Source organism: Acidovorax sp. SUPP2539 (genome assembly GCF_030158975.1).
In the GTDB taxonomy this organism is placed as follows: domain Bacteria; phylum Pseudomonadota; class Gammaproteobacteria; order Burkholderiales; family Burkholderiaceae_C; genus Paracidovorax.
On record NZ_BQXJ01000005.1, the window covers coordinates 49,561 to 66,949 of the forward strand.

Below are 17,389 nucleotides of genomic sequence, written 5' to 3' on the forward strand. Positions count from 1 at the left end.
GGGCATGAAAATCGAAACCATCGAGCAGGTCGCCTCCATAGGCAACAAAGCCACCCTGGTCGGTGGGGCAGCGGGCGGCGTTGCCGCCTTTTTGGAATCCAACGCTGTGGGGCTGCTGGGCGTGCTGGTCGCCCTGTTTGGCGTGCTGGTCAACGTGCACTTCAAGCGCAAGGCGGCCCGGCTGCGTGTCGACCTGGCCGAACTCGAGAAGGAAGAGATCCGTGCGCGCATCCGCCTGATGAATGCCACGGGCGTGCCCGTCTTCCCTGTTCCGGCCGACATAGCGCGGCAAGTCTCCACCGACTTCGGCGAGCTGGAAGCGGAGCAGGGCAAATGAGCGATTCCAAGATCCCTCCGGCTCTCGTGAAGAGCCTCTCTGCGTTGGTTGTCATGGCCGGCCTGGGTAGCGGCTCCTACTACGCCGGCAAGGCCACCGAGGCGGCCCAACGGGACGAGTATGTCCAGACCGTGGCAGCGGACCCCGAGACCAGCGCCGGGGTCAAAGTGGCCATGGTCATGGGCAGCTACTACGAGAGCAGCGGCAAACACATCGGCACGCCCTACATCGACCGCAACGGGAAGGGTGAGCCGCTGACCGTCTGCAACGGCGTCACGGGCCCAGAGGTGGTGCCGGGTAAGTGGTACGGCCCGGGGGACTGCTACAGGCTGGAGAGGGCTCGGTACATCCAGGCCGAGCGCGATGCATCTCGACTGCTGGTGCGCTGGAGCACCTACGACCCGTTCGTCCAAGGCACGTTCATCGACTTCACCTGGAACAAGGGCGCGGCGAATCTGGCCTCCAGCACCATGCTGCGCAGAGCGAACGCGGGAGACCTCGAAGGCGCATGCCGCGAGAACCCCCGCTGGAACCGCGGCACCGTCAAGGGCATATCCACGGTACTGCCCGGCCTGCAGATCCGCGGCGACTCCAACGACGAAATCTGCCGAACCTGGAGGGCTCTGCCGTGAGCACGGCGTTCTTGATTCTGGCGGTGCTGTGCATCCTGGTGCAGGCCTGCTCAGCTCGCGTGCTGCTGGAAACCGTGTTCGTGCTTTCCGTGCTTGGGGCGGTCATCTCACTCGTTGCCAAAGGATGAAGCTGTGATCCCATCCATCTACACCCACCTCATCGCGGCCGGCACCGCCTTGGCCATCGGCGCGTCTGGCGCGGCCTACGTGCAGGCCCAGCGCTACGGCCTGCAGATCGAAACCCTCAAGCACAAAGCCACCACCGAAGAGCTGGTCGGCGAACGACAGGCCGTGAAAGACATGGCCAGTTTCCAGAAAGGACTGAACGATGCACTCGCCAATTTCCAAGCCACCGGGAAGCGCAACGCTGCGGCGCAGCAAGACCTGGACCGCAGCCTTCGCGATCTGCGCGGCACTACTGCAGGGCTGCGGGGCGACTTTGCCGACCTGCCGGCCCGGCTCGAGCGAGCTTCCAGCGCCGCCCGAGCTGAGTACGTCACAGCCTGCACAGCCGCCTTCGAGGACCTGGCAGCTGCAGGTGGAAGACTGGCAGAAGGTGGTGCAGCAATCGCGCGACAAGCTGAAGGGCACGCGGCTGATGCTCGACTGATGCAGCAGGCCTGGCCCAAGAAACCGAGCCAGCCGGTAGCTGGCGCCACCGAAAGCAAACCATGACACATTTCCGCAAAAAGCCTGTCGTCGTCACGGCGATCACTTTTGACCAGCTCGTAGCACACGGGCTCAAGCAAGTCCCTGCCGTCGCCAATGGTCTGCCGTGGTCCTTTACCTACGCGGGCCAGCAAATCACACATGAGGACGATAACTGCTACCTGATCCCTACTCTGGAGGGCGTCATGAGAATGGGGCGCGACGATATGCTGATTACTGGGGTGAAAGGCGAAATCTATCCCTGCAAACGTGAAATCTTCGAGGCAACCTACGAAATTGCTCCCGGCCCGCTTTCTGTTGAGCAAGATATTCAGGCCAAGGGCAAGACCGCCGCGCGCGTGACGCCGGCAGACCTTCAAGCGAACATCGAAAGTTTCTGGTACTTCACCGCTGCGCAGGGCTGTGAAGGCGCCGCCGCGGATGGCACGCCGTACGAGGACCAGCCGCCAGTGCATGCTGGCTCGCCACTGCGCCTGCTGACATTCTGCGTCCTGGTGCTTCGCAACGGCTTCACGGTGACGGGCGAGTCGGCTTGCGCCAGCCCGGAGAACTTCGATGCCGAGATCGGCCGCAAGATCGCGCGCCAAAACGCCGAGCAAAAAATCTGGCCGCTGATGGGCTACGAATTGCGCAGCAAACTGGCCGCCGGCTGACCGGCCGCCGCGGAAAGGATGCCCGCCGTGCGCGGGCTTTTTTACTGGGGGAGGGGGTGTTGGGTGCCGTCGTGCGCGATCAGCACGCCGGTGGACGAAGCCTCGACTTCGATGATGACGCCGAGGAACTTGTCGGTGCGCAGCGGAGCGTCGGCAGGCTTGCCCTGGCCGATGCCGGCGATCCGCTGCATCTCGCGCAGCTCAAGGTTCTGAGCGGGCGAGAGGATGATCTTCTGGGGATATGCGTTGTTGTGGGCCTGCCAATGGGCCCGGATGGCGTCGGTGATGCTCTGGTGGATGCTGCTCATCGGCATATTTTGCCGGGTCGCGGAGCGTTGTGTTTGTTGGCTGACGTTGGCCGAGATCGGTGCAGAAGACCAGCAAGATTCACACTGAATTCACACCATACGGCAGAAAGCCGCGCCAGCTATAGGCCTGACGCGGGTTCAATTCCCGCCAGCTCCACCACTCAAAACACCGCCACACTCTGACAACGTCAGGCTGTGGCGGTTTTTTCTTGCCCGAGCGCTTCGCGGAGTGTTGCGCCCGTCGCGCCGAAATCGCCCGCGAGTCGGACTTGCCGATTCCTGCCGTTGCCCGACACGCTTCATCATCGAATGTGGCGGTGGCCACCATGGCCCGCATCGACTCCAGGGCCTTGCATCTAAAACCGGTTTTTCCTCGGCATCGCGGCCTGTAGCGCCACTGCGGCATGAGCGCTGCAGTCCTACACCTGCGCCGAACGGTGGTTCGCAAACTGATTCCTCCTTGGAAAAGAAATTCATGCAAACCACCAGACCAGCCGGTATTTCAAACACCGCCAACGCGGCACCTGCCATGACGCGCATTGCTACAGGAACGCAGTCCTGCCAAGTTGCGGTTATCGACATGTCGGAGGTGAAGCCATGGTGAATCAGGTCGATTCCCCGGACGGCAAGCCGCGCAAGGACCCCGATCGTCCCAGCCCGGCATTGGTCGAAACAGATCCCGCAATGCAGCGCATGCCGCAGAAACGGCCTGCATCGCAAAAGGAGGGGGAAGAGGGCGCGATGTTGCTGCGGACTCCGGCAAGCCATCAGACCCCCTTCGAAATGGCTAGCCGGACGGCCCTCCGTGCTCCGCCGCCCCTTCATTCATCCCGCCGTGGTCTCTGGAAGGAAATCTCTCATGAACACCCGCAGCCCTGATGCCTTTCCCTTCCCGACGTCTGAAAGCCATCCTTCTCCTGCGCCGGAAGGCACTGCTCCGGCGTTGAGAGCGGCAGCCGATCCGGCACACACGGAGCCGGCTCTCGACCATGGGATCGAGGAGTCGTTTCCTGCCAGCGATCCGTTGTCGATCGCTGTGACTCAGGTTCACGTTCTACCGCCATTGGATTTGCAATCCCTGCCGCATGCTCAGAAAGGGCAGGAGGCAACGGCACGCTCCGTGATGAGCGTGGGGCTGATGGCAGGGACTTTGGCCAGCTTCGCATCGACAGTGGTGCTCGCATGGTGGCGCCATGAGGTGGGCACTACCGGCACGGTGGGTCGTTGGGTCGAACCGTCCGATGGCACTCCACGCCTTGGCGATGACCGCTCCCAGCGGTCCATGGCAACGATCTGTGCGACTTTCGCGGCGGGTCTTGCCGTGGGCTGCGCCGTGGCGCGCCGAGGTCAACGCAGCCGTCGAGAAAACGCATAGATGGCGATCGGAGCACGTGCGCGGTCATGACCGCCACCGTGCACCATCACGCTAACTTGATGATCGGCGCGATGGCTTTTGCGCTACAGGATGCCATTGACTGCGCGTGCGAACCAAAAACCACCCGGGGCTTGCCCCCGGGCTGCGGAAAGTACCTCATCGGGACATCACCACGGCCGCGGGAACGCGCTCAGGCGCATCAGTCTTCGAGCGTTTTCGGTACGTTGCGCAAACCGCCCGCATCACCCACAGGGTCCAGATCCTCTCCCATGCCCAGTTCGGCACCCGTGGTGGGATCGATGTCGGGCTGCGATGCCGTGCGTTCAGCCATCTGCTCCACGGCGGGCGCTTCCAGCTCGTTCAGGGTCACGGTCGCCAGGCCATCGCCGCCATCCACCGCTTCCGCGCCCTGGGGCAGGGGAACGACGTTCCAGCGGTCCCCTTCGTTCCATGCGCCCCGCACTTCGGGCTCTCCCTGCGAGGTGCGAAAGTACACGCTGGTGAAGCGCGGATCGCCTGGCAGCTTGCCGGGAGGGAAGTTCGGTTCGATGGCATAGAGCGCTTTTTCAAACGACTTCTGGTGGGCGATCTCGCGCGTCATGAGGAAAGTCAGCGCGTCCTTCACGCCCGGGTCGTCCGTGAGATTGATGAGGCGTTCGTACACGATCTTCGCGCGGGATTCGGCGGCGATGTTCGACCGCAGGTCGGCGGTGGGCTCGCCGATGGTGTCGATGTAGGCAGCGGTCCAGGGCACGCCTGCCGAATTGATCAACGCCGGGCCACCCCCGTACAGCACCTGGGTGAGGTGGCTGTCGTTCCCCGCGCCGGTGATGGAGCGGTAGAGGTCGCCTTCCTTTTCAACGCCTTCCGCCAGCCGGCCCTTGGCGCCCTTGTTGAGCATGCCCACGATGGTGCCGATGATCTCCAGATGGCTCAGTTCCTCGGTGGCGATGTCGAAGAGCATGTCCTTGCGGCCGGGGTCGTCCTCGCCCAGTGCCTGGGTGAAATAGCGGCAGGCTGCGGCGAGTTCGCCCTGGGGTCCGCCGAACTGCTCCAGCAGCAGGTTGGCGAGGCCGGGATTGGTTTCGCTGATTCGTACGGTGTATTGCAGCCGCTTGTTATGAGAAAACATGAATGCTCCTTGTGGGGTTGAGCCAGCGGGTTCACCGACAGGCGACGCCATGCGGCGTCGATGGGGTCAGGGCAAGCGGTGTGCCGCAGGAGCGGGCCCGGGCCGATGGCATTGCAGAGCGGTGGTGTGGGCGAGCAGATCCCCTGCATCTGCGCTGTCCCGCGTTGCTGGTGGAGGCTCAGCGGAACACGCCATGCACCCTGTGAGGCCCATGGCTCGAGCCACCCGCGCCAGTGCCGGTGACGCTTGGCAGTGCATTCAGCCATCGCCACCGGCAGGCTCTGTGGCAGGAGAGCAATTGCTTGCTAGATGCCGCGCGGTAACTTTTGCAGCGGTTTTTTCTGTTCCCTCGGTAGCGAACGGCCGCTGTCTAGGGAAGTGAAGCCTGTCTAGAGCCCTGGCCGAGCGATGGGCGGCGCCACGGCGGCGTGGCGCTTGTGGGCGCTGGCGAGGTAGGTTTTCACGATGATCCGCTCGGCCTCGAGGTCGATGGGCAGGCCTTCCAGAAAATCGTCGATGGCTTCGTAGCTCACACCGAATGCGTCTTCGTCGGGCCGCTGCGGTGCCAGCGTTTCCAGATCGGCCGTGGGCACTTTCATCACCAGATCGCGGGGCGCGCCCAACGCGAAGCCCACCGCGCGCACACGGCGCTTGTTCAGGCCCGCCAGCGGGAGCACGTCGGCCGCTCCGTCGCCATGCTTGGTGAAAAATCCCATCAGCGCCTCGGCGGCATGATCGGTGCCGATGACCAGCCCGGCCGTGGCGCCGGCCACCGCGTATTGCGCCGCCATGCGGGCCCGCGCCTTGATGTTGCCGACCAGGAAGTCTTGCGACGCGGCATCGCCCAGGTCCACGCCGGCAGCGATCAGCGCCTGCTGCATGGCATCGACCGACGCGCGGATGTCGGCGGTGCGCACCTCATCCGGCGCGATGAAGTCGAGGCACCTGGCGGCCTCGGCCTCGTCCCGCTGCTGTCCATACGGCAGCCGCATGGCGATGAAACGGACGCTTTCTCCGGAGGCTCGCCGGCGGGCCACGGCCCGCTGCGCCAGGCAGCCGGCGACGAGCGAATCCACGCCGCCGCTGATCCCGAGCACGTAGGTCTGGCGTCCGGTGCGAACAAGGTACTGGGCTAGGAAATCGACACGGCGCTCCAGTTCGGACTCCACATCGAACTCGCGCACCACCGACAGGGATTCCAGAATCTGTGATTGGCTGGGTCTTTCGCTCATGTGCATTCGCTCCTCAAGGATGGGTGGTGGTTGGGCGGGGGCGGCGCGGCGCGGACGTCGCCAGTCCGCAAAAGCACCATTGGGCAGCCAAGCGGCCGGGCGCGGTTGTCGGAGGGTGTTGGCATGCCGCTGCGCGTTGCCCGATAAGGGATGGGAGCGCACGAGGGAGGCACGGTCCGGCAGGGCGGCCCACCCCGTCCATTTCGGATGCCACCGAGGCACCATGGGTCAAAAAGGCCTCTGCCGCAATAAGTACTAGGGCATTGTGCTATAAAAAATATAGCAAATGATTGTGAGCTTAGTGCGATGCCTTGCCTCGCTGCCGTGCCTCGATGAGCGCCACTAGTTTCTGGACCTCCACGGGCTTGACCATGTGGGCGTCGAAACCCGCCTCGGCGGCTGCGTTGCGGTCCGCCTCCTGGCCCCAGCCGGTCAGCGCGATCAGTTGCACGTCCTCACCGCCAGGCAGGGCACGCATCTGGCGTGCCACCTCGTGCCCGCTCATGCCGGGCATGCCGATGTCGAGCACGGCCACGTCCGGCATGGCCTGGCGGGCAGCCTCGAGCGCTGCGGGGCCGTCGGAACAGGTGCTCACCTCGCACCCGGAGATCTGCAGCAGGGTAGAGATGCTCCAGGCCGCATCGGCGTTGTCGTCGGCCACCAGCACCTTGGGCGCCGTGGTGGACAGCTTGCGCAGCGGGGCGGGCGGCTCGGGCTCCGGCAGCGGGGTGAGGGGCTCCGCCTGCGCCAGCGGCAGGCGCACGGTGAAGGTGCTGCCCTGGCCGGGGCCCGAGCTGCTGCCCTCCACCAGGCCGCCGTGCAGTTCCACGATGCTGCGCACGAGCGCCAGCCCGATGCCCAGGCCCCGTGCGCCGGGCAGGTCGGAGGTTTCCTGCACGAACATGCCGAACATGCTGTGGATGTTGCCCGCTTCCATGCCGATGCCGTTGTCCGTCACGGCGATCACGGCGGTGCGCTGGTCCACGTGGGCCCGTATCCCGATGTGGCCGCCCTGCGGGGTGTATTTGGCGGCGTTGGCCAGCAGGTTGGACAGCACCTGGCTGAGCCGAACCGGGTCCGCATCGAGCACCACCGGCGTGTGCGGCAGCACCACCTCCAGCCGGTGCGCGCCGGCTTCGATGGCGGGCTTCGTGGTTTCGATGGCCATGTCCACCACCTCGGACAGCAAGATGCGGCGGCGGTGCAGGGTCAGGCGTCCCAGCCGCAGGCGAGAGACGTCCAGCAGGTCGTCCAGCAGCGTCTTCATGGCGGCGGATTGCCGGTCCAGGATGTTGGACGACTGGGCCCGCTCCCGGTCGTTCAACTGCCCCGACTGCAGCGCTTCGGCGGCATTGCGGATGGAGGCGAGGGGGTTGCGCAGCTCGTGCGACAGCACGGCCAGGAACCGGTCCTTGGCGGCGTCGGCAGCCTCCAGCGCCGAGTGCGCAGCTTCTTTCTGCCGCAGGGCCTCGACCAGTTCGGCCCGGCTGGTCTCCAGGTCTTCCTGGGCCTGGCGGGCACGGCTCTGGTCGCGCAGGATCTTGACGAAGCCGACCACGGCGCCATCGTCGAGCATCGGCATCAACACCCCGCTGGCCCAGAAGGTGCTGCCATCTTTGCGGCGGTGCAGGCGGTCGTCCATGGCGCGGCCATCGGTGAGTGCCTGGCGCACCTCGATCTGCGGCGCGCCCAGGGCACGGTCTTCGTCGGTGAAGATGATGTCGGCGGGCTGTCCGAGCACTTCGGCCTCGGGGTAGCCGAGCAGGCGCTCGGCGCCCACGTTCCAGCGGGTCACGCGCATCTGCGGATCGGTGGAGAAGATGGCGAACTCGACCGCGTTCTCCACGATGAGCCGCAGTTGCTCCTCGCTGCGGCTGAGGGCTTCTTCTGCCCGTTTGCGCTCCGTCACGTCGGTGCACATCACCAGCGCGGCGTCGGCTCGGCCTTGCACGTTCGACAGGCGGCTCACGTTGTTGAAGGTCCAGATCACCGAGCCGTCCTTGCGCAGGCAGCGCTTTTCGACCTGGAAGGGCTCGCCGTGGCGGGCGAGCTTGTCGAACAGCCGCGCGCTCTCGGCCCGGTCGTCGGGGTGGACGAGATCGAGCATCGACATGCCCACGATTTCGGCCTCGGAGTAGCCCAGCAGCTCCCGGTAGCTGCGGTTGGTGAATTCGATGCGCCCGTCCAGCGACACCTCCATCACCCCGGCCGTCGCCTGGCTGACGATGAGGCTGAATCGGTCCTGCGAGACACGCAAGGCTTCCTGGCTGTGCTTGCGCTCGGTGATGTCCACGAAGGTGAGCACCACCCCGGCAATGCGGTCGTCCAGCGTGCGGTAGGGCAGGGCCCTGACCAGGAACCACTGGCCGCCGCCCTTGCCGACCTCGCGCTCCATCGGCACCAGCCGCTCCAGCACGCGGCGGGCATCGGAGGTCATTTCCGGGTAGTCGAGGTGGGTCGCCAGGTCGGACAGCGGGCGTCCGATGTCGGTGGGAATCAGCTTGAACAGCGTGATCGCCGAGGGCGTGAAGCGGGTGATGCACAGATCGCGGTCCAGGAACACCGTCGCGATCGCGGTGGCGTCCATCAGGTTGTGCATGTCGCTGTTGGAGTGGCCGAGTTCATCGACCTTGCTCTTGAGCTCGTGGTTGACGGTGGTCAGCTCTTCGTTGATCGACTGCAGTTCTTCGCGGCTGGTTTCGAGTTCCTCGGTGGCCGAGCGCAGCTCTTCGTTCATGGCCTGCAATTCTTCGTTGCTCGCCTTGAGTTCCTCGGTGGAGACCTCGTACTGCTCGACCGTGTCGCGCAGGTGCAGTTTCATGCGCTCGAGTTCTTGCTCCAGGTGCTGCGCCAGGGGCTCGGAGACCGCCATGGGGCGCACCGGCATGGGCAGCAGCGGCTGCAGCGCCGACGCGGGCTGAATGATCACCAGATAAAAGCCCGGCGCCTCGTGGAACGGGACGATGCGGACCACCAGCACCATTTCGCCGCCGGCATGGGTGAAGGCCAAAGGCGGGGTCTCCACGGCCGTCTTGCGCTGCGCTGCCTGGTAGAGCGCCGCGCGCACCTCGATGCGCAGGTCCTCGTGGATGGCGCGCAGCAGGTTGCGGCTGGGCTCGCCGCCCTGAAAGCGCAGGAACTCGCCGGCATTGGGCGACAGGTGCACGATGTCGTGGCCGGCATCGATCAGCACGGAGGGCGGCGCGATCTTCTCCAGCAGCCGGAAATGCAGCTCGCCCCAGTTGTGGCTGCGGCCCTCGAGAGGAGGCAGATCGCGCGAGGCCGGGGGCGTCGAGGTAAAGGCCGGGCCGGCCAGCACCGGACCGGACCGCGCAGCATGCTGCGCCTCCATGGCGAGCGAGACGGTGCCGGGCGCGGAGTGCCCCGGCATGCCCGAGCGCGAGGCGGGGCGGTGGCTGTAGATGCGGTGCTTCTTGTCGAGTACGGCAAACAGGGGGCTGTTGTCTTCGACGGATTCCGACGAGCCCAGAAACATCAGCCCGCGGGGCTTGAGCGAGAAATGGAAGGTGTCGAACACGCGGTGCTGGGCGTTGCGGTTCAGGTAGATCAGCAGGTTGCGGCAGGTGACGAGGTCGAGCCGCGAGAACGGCGAATCCTTGAGCACGTCATGCACCGCGAACAGCACCATTTCGCGAATTTCGCGGCGAAGCCGATAGCCGCGGTGCTCCTTCACGAAATACCGGCGCAGCCGCTCTTCCGACACATCGGCCTCGATGGTCGTGGGATAGAGCCCCTCGCGGGCGATGCCGATGGCCTCGTCGTCCAGGTCGCTGGCGAAGACCTGGATCACCGGCGCCGCATCCACCTTGCGGGCGTATTCGCTGAGCAAGATGGCGATGGAGTAGGCCTCCTCGCCCGTGGCGCAGGCCGCCACCCAAACGCGCAGCGAATCCCCTGGCCCCTTGCCGGCAAACAGCGCCCCGATGTGCGCCTCCAGCACACTGAAGCATTCGCCGTCGCGAAAAAAGTTGGTCACGCTGATGAGCAGATCCTGCAGCAGCGCTCCGGCTTCGCCGGGCCGCGTGCGCAGGCAATCCAGATAGCCCGGCAGCTCGGCGATGCCGTTGACCTGCATGCGACGGCCGATGCGCCGCAGGATGGTGGCCCGCTTGTAGTAGGCGAAGTCCCGTCCGGTCCGCGTCCGCAGGAAGATCAGCACGTCGCGCAGGGCTGCTTCCGTGGCCATGCCATGGGGAATCGGGTTTTCCATGGGCGGGGGTCCCTTCTCCGAAGGCAGCTTCAGGCGGTGCTCGAGCCGGTAGTACTCCAGCAGCCGACCGGGCATGGCCGCCGCGGGCAGCGTCCAGTCCACCATGCCGGTGGCCAGCGCCGAGCGGGGCATGCTGCTGTGCTCCGCCTCGTCCGGGTCCTGGGCGATGGTGAGACCGCCGCGCTCCTTGATGCGCTTGATGCCGATGGCACCGTCGCCATCCATGCCCGACAGCACGATGGCCGTGGCATGCGGCCCATGGGTGTCTGCCAGCATGCGAAAGAACAGGTCCACGGTCACTTGGCCATGGCGCGGGCTCGGCAGATCGGCCAACTGCAGAAAGCCGTCATAGGTGCGCAAGACCTTGCCGGGCGGGATGACATAGACGGTGTTGACCTGGACCTTGCAGGTCTCGCGCACCTGCAGCACCCGCAGGGAGGTGGAGCGCTGCAGGATATCGGCCAGCTCGCTGTCGTGGTCGGGCGACAGGTGCAGGATCACGACGAAAGCCAGCCCGGGGTCTTCGGGCATGGACTGCAGAAAGGTCTGCAGGGCCGGGATGCTGCCCGCCGAACCCCCCAGACCGATCAGCGGCAGCATGTGATAGGCCCGTGCCGGCGCCACGCTGTCCAGCGCCTCTCCCACATGCTCTTCGGCTTCGTCGGGGGTGGTCAGCGAGTCATCCATGTTGGCGTCTTTCTAATGAATACCGATTATTGATCGTGGGCCTTGGCGGTCGAAGGCGTGGTCTGGCAGGCGATGGCGGAAAGCATGCATGGGGCCCGGTCGGAGCCGTGTCCTGGTGGGGCGTTTCCGGCGATGGGACGGGAGGCGCTGCGCTGGGGGATGGGGGCGGACCGCCGGAGCGGGCAATGGCGTGCAGGCCCAGTGTGCCTGGCACGTGGCGGGTTCAGGATTCAGGGCCTTGGCAACGAACCGCTTCGGCGCACCTCCGCAGGCCCTGGGCCCGCGTGAAGGGCCGTGCCTGCGATTGCACGGGGCCGCGACAGCGCCACTGTGCGCCTGGTCAAGCGCCGGCGCCGTATTCCTTCAGCCGGTTGTACAGCGTCTTCATGCTGATGCCCAGCATGGCGGCAGTCTGCTCGCGCCGTTGCCCGCAGTGGGCGAAGGTGGCCAGGATCAGTGCCCGCTCTACTTCCGCCAGGGAACTGCCCAGCGGCAGGCGCAGTTCGGTGGGGGTGGCAGCGCCGGTGGCTGGCGGTGCCACCTCCGGCTGCTGCGGCGCAAGCGGCTGGATCGGAAGCTGCGGCTGCGAAGGCACGAGGTCGCGGGGCAGCCAGCGCTCGGTGACCGGCCCTTCCTGCGTCATCACGAAGGCGCGCTGCAGCACGTTGCGCAATTCGCGCACATTGCCGGGCCATCGGTACTCCGCCAGGCGATCCAGGGCGGCAGTGGTCAGCGTTTTGCGCCCGCCCTCGCGCGCAGCGATGTCGTCCAGAAAGTGCTGGGCCAGAAGGGGCAGGTCTTCCAGCCGGTCCCGCAGGGGCGGCAGGTGAAGGGGGAACACGTTGAGGCGGTAAAGCAGGTCTTCCCGCAACGCGCCATCGACCACGGCCTGGGCCAACTCGCGATTGCTGGCGGCCACGATGCGTACATCTGTGTGCCGCGCTTCGGTGGACCCGACGCGCATGAAGGTGCCGGTCTCCAGCACCCGCAAGAGCTTGACCTGCAGCTCCAGCGGCATCTCGGTGATTTCGTCCAGGAAGAGGGTGCCGCCATTGGCACGCTCGAAAAACCCCAGGTGCTGCCGGTCCGCCCCCGTGAAACTGCCCCGCTCGTGGCCAAAGACTTCGCTCTCGATCAGCTGGGGGGAGATCGCGCCGCAGTTCACCGCCAGAAAAGGCCCGTCGCGCCGCCGGCTGAGGTCATGGAGGGAGCGAGCAACCAATTCCTTGCCGGAGCCGCTCTCTCCTGTCACGAACACCGAAACCGACGTGCCGGCCACGCAGGCGATCTGCTCGTACACCTCGCGCATGATGGACGACCGGCCCAGCAGGTGGCCGAAGCGGCCGGTCGATTCCCACTGCAGGCGCATGTCCTGGATCTCGGCCAGCAGGGTGGAAGGAGAGCGTGCACGGGACAGCACGGCATTGAGCCGCCGCGTGTCCACCGGCTTGATGAGGTAGTCCGCGGCGCCCAGGCGAAGGGCCTGGATCGAGGTGTCCAGGCTGGCGTGGCCGGTGATCAGCACCACTTCCGAATAGGAGAGCAACTCGGCCTCCTCGCACAGGGAAAGGCCATTGCCGTCTGGCAACTGCAGGTCGAGCAGCACGATGTCGGGGCGCTGCAGGGCGATCTGGCGGCGCGCATCCCGGAGCGAAGAGGCCGTGGCTGCCGTGAATCCGCCAGTGTGCAATAAGCTCGCCAGCATGCGCGCGGAGTCGGCATCGTCTTCAACTACCAGGGCATGGGCCATGCAAAGTCTCCCCGAGTAAGAATTTGAAAAAGAAGAATTATTTGCGGCGATTGCGGTTGCTGGTGTAAACGAACGTACAGCGGTCAGCCGCTTCGGGATTCCAGCGCGTCCGTCAGCACCTGGGGCCAGTCGGCCCAGGCTGCCCATGCGTCGAAGCCTGCGCGCCGTGCGCCGGCCGCGTCCAGTGTCTCTTGCGCGCAGTGCATGGCGGGTGCCACGGCCACCATGCACCCGGCGTAGCCTGCTTCTCGGGCTGCGGTTGCGAGATGGCGTGCCGCTGCAGCCGGCTGGGCGCTTGCCAGCACCAGATCCGGCACGTTCTGCAGCAACAGGTCCAGCGCTGGCTGCATCGCTGTGCCTTCCATCACGAGGTATCCCTGCCGCTCCAGGGTTTGCCCTGCCGCTTGGCGGTCTTGCCCGTCGTGCAGCGCGACCAGCACTTTCTGGCGCCGCAGTCTGGCAGGCGGTGGCGGCGCCTCTGCAAGGCAGGGCAGGGCAAGATAGCGACCCTCTTCGTCGGCCAACGGAGCGATGCGCCCCCCATGCAATTGAATGACGTGGTCGGCAAGAAGGTCTGCCAAGGTGGCGGGCACACCAATGCGCACATCCAGATTCAGCGGGCATGCAGTTCCCGAGGGCCGCCCCATGTCGTCTCTGGGCAGGCCGTGAACTTCCACGCGCACCTCGCCCCCTTGCGTGGACACGGTCAGGTCCATGCGCATTCCCGGCGCTCCCGCTTTGCACGCCCGGCAAAGAAGCTGATCGATCGCCCGGCGCATCAGGCGGGGATCGGCCATGACCCGCAGGCCTGGAGCGATCTGCTGGGTGCAGGCATAGCCCCCGTTGGAGTTCACCAGTGCCCCCCAGGCCTGCCGCGCCAGCTCCGAGAAGTCCAGTGCCACGCGCCGCAGTTCCATGCGACCTTCGCGCGCTGCCAGCACGTCCTGCAGATCTTCCAGCAGTGATGACAGATGCCGCGTCTGCCGCGCGGCCACCGCGCATGCTTCGCTCTGGATGGGCATCGGGTGGGGTGTGAGCGCAATCACCTCCAGCGCTGCGGACAGGGCGCCCAGCGGGGTGCGCAATTCGTGCCCCACACCAGCCATGGAAAGCCACTGCGGCACCGCAGCAGGGGCTGCTGCAGGGGGAGGCTGCCCACCTGCGCCATGCCCGCCGGGGGCTTCGTCGGATGGGCGAGGCGCTGTCGTCGGGATGGGTGTGGAGGTGTTGTTCATGGTGAGGCAGGGGCGTTCCGCTCGTGATGGTGTTGCCGGGTGCCAAGTGCCGCAGCATGCCGCGTGCCAGTCAATGCCGGTAAGAACCGGGCCATGGAGCCCACCTGAGTCTGAAACCGGCAGGAATTGCGGCAATCTCTACCGGTTGAGCGACATGCCATGCATTGAAGGATAGCGCCGGGTGCTGGTTTTCAAGGCTGGGCAAGCGCTTTCAAGGCAAAAGGTTGCGTGGCACATGCTTTGCTGTGTTGCATGGGATGAGCCCCCCATCAACGGACCTTCGATGAGCCAGCTTAGTCTGAACACTTCCGCAGCGCTCACCCAGAATGCTTCGCCCCGCTTGCAGCAAGCCGTGCGCCTGCTGCAGATGTCGTCGCAGGATTTTGCGCGTGCGGTGCGGGAGGCTTTGGAGAGCAATCCGCTGCTGGAAGCCGACGAGGGGGATGCGCAGCAGGACACGCAAGACGCGCCGTTGAGCGATTGGAATCTGTCGTCCGGCAGCAGCCGGATCCAATCTTCCGACAGCGATGGGGAAGGGGCTTGGGAGCGGTCGGCAGCCCCCGTCACATTGCGCGCCCATTTGCATGGACAACTGGACCTGCTTCGTCTGCCGGAGCGCGATCTTCTTTTGGCAAGGGCGGTCATCGAATCCCTGGACGACGATGGCTACCTGCGCGGCGGAGTCGAAGAGATCGAACAGGCGGTGCACACCATGGCCCTGTCTCCGAAGCCGGACGAACAGGAAATCCGCATGGCGTGGCGCCGGGTCCAGGGACTGGACCCTGCAGGCGTTGCCGCAGTGGACCTTCAGCATTGCCTGTTATTGCAATTGCACACCCTGAAGTGCGGCACCAGCCGGGATCTGGTGCGCCGTGCCATTGAAAGCCACCTGAAAGCCGTGGCCCTGCGCGATCCCACACGGCTGTCCGAGGCGCTGGGAGTGTCGCGCGAGGCGGCGGCAGCGGTTTGCGCGCAGATTCGCACGCTTGATCCCAGTCCTTGTCGAGCCTTCCTGCAAGACGATGTGCCGTTCGCGGTGCCTGACATCGTTGCGGTGAAGGGCGGGCGAGGGTGGCAGATGGTGCTCAACGATGCCGTAATGCCCCGTCTTCGGGTGCATTCCGCCTATGCGCGGATGTTTCAGCAGCGCAAGCGCAATGGTGAAAGTGCGGCGTTGAGCGCCTGCCTGCAGGAAGCGCGTTGGCTGGTGGGCAATGTGGCGCAACGCTTTGCCACCATCCTGGCGGTGGCGCGAGCCATCGGGCGGCATCAGCAGGCGTTTTTCGAGCACGGCCCGCTGGCGCTCAAGCCGCTGAAGCTGCGACAGATTGCGCAGGAGGTGGGGGTGCACGAATCCACCGTGTCCCGTGTCACCAACAACAAGTTCATGGCGACCCCGTTCGGCCTGCATGAGCTCAAGTATTTTTTCTCACGCGGGCTGTCCACGCGCAATGGCACTACCTGTGCGCCCGCGGCCGTCAAGGAACTGGTTTCGGAGTTGATTGCGGCCGAGTCGCCCTCACATGCTTTGTCCGATGCGGCGATTGCCAGCCTGCTGGCGCAGCAAGGGTTTTCGGTCGCTCGGCGCACGGTCACCAAATACCGTCAGGCGCTTCGCATTTCGGCGGCGCCGGAACGGCACAGGAACCTTTGAGCCAACCGCCTCCACCCGGCGGGCGGAGACCCCATTCACCAAAGATCAATCATGGCTTTCGCCTGGGCTTCCATCGACGGATTGACCTTGTTTTCCCGCACCTCGGCGGTAGAAGGCCATTGGTGTGGGCTGGTCGATGTGCTGCAGGGCATGCAACCCCAGATCACGACCGTGGCCTGCGCAGAGGTGCGGGCCAGTGCCGCACAAGCGGATTCCGATGCGATCGACTTGGTGCAGACGCTCTATGCGGGCGTTGCCCGTCGCAGACATGCACGGCAAGAGGCTGCGCGTTGGGTGGCGCGGGCGAGCCAGCCGGACACCGCGCGTTAGCCGCGCAAGGGCGCGCGTTCGCAATGGGCATGTCGATTGCCTCTGCCTTGGCAAGCCCGGTTTCATGGCCGGGCCTGGGCCGTTCCCCTCCACGGGAGCACATTGAAGGAGTATCGAAATGGCCAACCAAGGCAATCCATCCGGTAGCAATCGTGGCTTCGCCGCCATGGACGCGGCAAAACAACGCGAAATCTCAAGCAAGGGTGGGCAGGCAGCGCATCAAAAGGGCACGGCGCATCAGTTCACCTCCGAAGAAGCCCGCGCAGCAGGCGCCAAGAGCCATAGCAGCCGCAGTTCTGCCGTTGCCAAGGCGGTTGAGGTAGCCAGTTCCGAGGGCGGTGCGTCGGGCAGCGCCCCCAAAGCAAAACCCAAGACGGGAACCGGCCAGCAGCAGGTGGCCGGTGGCGATCCAAATCCCCAAAGCCGTTGATTCCAGCGCCTGAACGGGCGTACGCGCAATGTGTCCGTTGCACGCCGCGCGTAGAGCGCATGACAGTGTCCGTTCAGGCCTCCCCTTTTGCAAATCAAGAAAGCAGCGGTGCCAGCGAGATGCGCCCCTCGGTGGGTGCATTGACGGACAGTGCTGGCACGCCGATTGCCATCAACAGTGGCACGGGTGTCGAATCCTTTCTGCTGCACGGCCCCGGGCATTCGTTTCGGTGGCTGATCCAGCATGGGCTGGCGCACCAGAACCCATTCCATGAGGCAATCCATGAGCACCAATTACCCCACTCGGGCCCAACGCCATCGCGGACTCTTTCAGCAGTTTTCTCCGCTCAATCTCGCGCCTGCCTGGGAGCAATACAGCGTTGTCAAAGCACGGGGAGTGCGCACCATCGCCCTTGGCGGGCATGCACCCTACAGCGCCTCGGGATGGGTGGTGGAGCAGGCGGTGGGTTGTATTGAACTGATCGGCGCCAAAGTGGCGGGGCTGGGGCAGATGCTTCTGATCGGCTTCACCCTCAGCGAGCAGCCAGCATCCGCTGGCTTTGAAGTCACGGCCACAGACGCCATTGGCACATTGATCTTGCCGGCCCATTGCTTTGCGGCCTATGTGGCGATTGCGGCCGGGCAGAACACGCACTTTCGCATCGGAGGGAACGGGCAGTTGAATGCCATCGGAAGCGACCCTTCATCTCTGCAAGCGCCGTCGCCCGTATGAAT

The 17,389-nt window shown here is 65.3% G+C and carries 17 protein-coding genes; 11 read left to right on the top strand and 6 right to left on the bottom strand.

What is annotated here, in order from left to right; translation table 11 throughout:
• Window positions 1–4 precede the first annotated feature (4 nt).
• The 5 genes from AVTE2539_RS17980 to AVTE2539_RS18000 are packed head-to-tail and all read left to right on the top strand — an operon-like array spanning window position 5 to window position 2,291.
• Window positions 5–337 (top strand): holin, encoded by a 333-nt coding sequence (locus AVTE2539_RS17980; protein ID WP_284412668.1) that lies wholly within the window; start codon window positions 5–7, stop codon window positions 335–337.
• A 26-nt stretch (window positions 338–363) separates the two neighbouring features.
• A complete protein-coding gene (locus tag AVTE2539_RS17985; RefSeq protein WP_284412670.1) occupies window positions 364–969 on the top strand; it encodes a lysozyme in 606 nt (201 codons plus the stop codon).
• Window positions 966–1,097 carry a hypothetical protein gene (locus AVTE2539_RS17990; protein WP_284412672.1) on the top strand — a complete coding sequence of 44 codons (132 nt, stop codon included), beginning with the start codon at window positions 966–968 and terminating at the stop codon, window positions 1,095–1,097. The genes AVTE2539_RS17985 and AVTE2539_RS17990 overlap by 4 nt, the downstream gene beginning before the upstream one ends.
• Before the next feature lie 4 nt (window positions 1,098–1,101).
• Complete coding sequence (locus tag AVTE2539_RS17995; protein ID WP_284412674.1) at window positions 1,102–1,644, top strand: hypothetical protein; 543 nt, start codon at window positions 1,102–1,104, stop codon at window positions 1,642–1,644.
• The gene (locus tag AVTE2539_RS18000; RefSeq protein ID WP_284412676.1) at window positions 1,641–2,291 is read left to right on the top strand and encodes a Gp49 family protein; all 651 of its coding nucleotides are present in this window, start codon (window positions 1,641–1,643) and stop codon (window positions 2,289–2,291) included. The genes AVTE2539_RS17995 and AVTE2539_RS18000 overlap by 4 nt, the downstream gene beginning before the upstream one ends.
• Window positions 2,292–2,332: 41 nt before the next feature.
• Here AVTE2539_RS18000 and AVTE2539_RS18005 read toward each other — a convergent pair whose 3' ends face one another.
• Window positions 2,333–2,599, bottom strand: coding sequence for a hypothetical protein (locus AVTE2539_RS18005; protein ID WP_284412678.1), 267 nt, complete (start codon window positions 2,597–2,599; stop codon window positions 2,333–2,335).
• A 460-nt stretch (window positions 2,600–3,059) separates the two neighbouring features.
• On the opposite strand from AVTE2539_RS18005, the gene AVTE2539_RS18010 reads away from it, so the two are divergent.
• Window positions 3,060–3,203, top strand: coding sequence for a hypothetical protein (locus tag AVTE2539_RS18010; protein ID WP_284412681.1), 144 nt, complete (start codon window positions 3,060–3,062; stop codon window positions 3,201–3,203).
• A 255-nt stretch (window positions 3,204–3,458) separates the two neighbouring features.
• Window positions 3,459–3,974 (top strand): hypothetical protein, encoded by a 516-nt coding sequence (locus AVTE2539_RS18015; RefSeq protein WP_284412683.1) that lies wholly within the window; start codon window positions 3,459–3,461, stop codon window positions 3,972–3,974.
• A 199-nt stretch (window positions 3,975–4,173) separates the two neighbouring features.
• On the opposite strand, the gene AVTE2539_RS18020 is transcribed toward AVTE2539_RS18015, so the two are convergent.
• The 5 genes from AVTE2539_RS18020 to AVTE2539_RS18040 all read right to left on the bottom strand — a co-directional run bounded on the left by AVTE2539_RS18020 (window position 4,174) and on the right by AVTE2539_RS18040 (window position 14,241).
• Window positions 4,174–5,106 carry a manganese catalase family protein gene (locus AVTE2539_RS18020; protein WP_284412686.1) on the bottom strand — a complete coding sequence of 311 codons (933 nt, stop codon included), beginning with the start codon at window positions 5,104–5,106 and terminating at the stop codon, window positions 4,174–4,176.
• A gap of 389 nt (window positions 5,107–5,495) precedes the next feature.
• Window positions 5,496–6,344 (bottom strand): NAD(+) synthase, encoded by an 849-nt coding sequence (nadE, locus tag AVTE2539_RS18025; protein ID WP_284412688.1) that lies wholly within the window; start codon window positions 6,342–6,344, stop codon window positions 5,496–5,498.
• 292 nt (window positions 6,345–6,636) lie between these two features.
• A complete protein-coding gene (locus AVTE2539_RS18030) occupies window positions 6,637–11,256 on the bottom strand; it encodes a PAS domain S-box protein (protein WP_284412690.1) in 4,620 nt (1,539 codons plus the stop codon).
• Between the two features lie 340 nt (window positions 11,257–11,596).
• Window positions 11,597–13,006 (bottom strand): sigma-54-dependent transcriptional regulator, encoded by a 1,410-nt coding sequence (locus AVTE2539_RS18035; protein WP_284412692.1) that lies wholly within the window; start codon window positions 13,004–13,006, stop codon window positions 11,597–11,599.
• Between the two features lie 83 nt (window positions 13,007–13,089).
• Complete coding sequence (locus tag AVTE2539_RS18040; protein ID WP_284412694.1) at window positions 13,090–14,241, bottom strand: sensor histidine kinase; 1,152 nt, start codon at window positions 14,239–14,241, stop codon at window positions 13,090–13,092.
• A 283-nt stretch (window positions 14,242–14,524) separates the two neighbouring features.
• Here AVTE2539_RS18040 and rpoN point away from each other — a divergent pair, with 283 nt between their 5' ends.
• From rpoN to AVTE2539_RS18060, 4 genes are all read left to right on the top strand, one after another.
• Window positions 14,525–15,895, top strand: a complete 1,371-nt coding sequence (rpoN, locus tag AVTE2539_RS18045; protein ID WP_284412696.1) for an RNA polymerase factor sigma-54 — start codon at window positions 14,525–14,527, stop codon at window positions 15,893–15,895.
• A 51-nt stretch (window positions 15,896–15,946) separates the two neighbouring features.
• Window positions 15,947–16,225, top strand: coding sequence for a hypothetical protein (locus tag AVTE2539_RS18050; RefSeq protein WP_284412698.1), 279 nt, complete (start codon window positions 15,947–15,949; stop codon window positions 16,223–16,225).
• 118 nt (window positions 16,226–16,343) lie between these two features.
• Entirely contained in the window at window positions 16,344–16,655 is a 312-nt protein-coding gene (locus AVTE2539_RS18055) for a KGG domain-containing protein (protein WP_284412700.1), read from the top strand.
• 282 nt (window positions 16,656–16,937) lie between these two features.
• Complete coding sequence (locus tag AVTE2539_RS18060) at window positions 16,938–17,387, top strand: hypothetical protein (RefSeq protein WP_284412702.1); 450 nt, start codon at window positions 16,938–16,940, stop codon at window positions 17,385–17,387.
• Window positions 17,388–17,389: the final 2 nt, after the last annotated feature.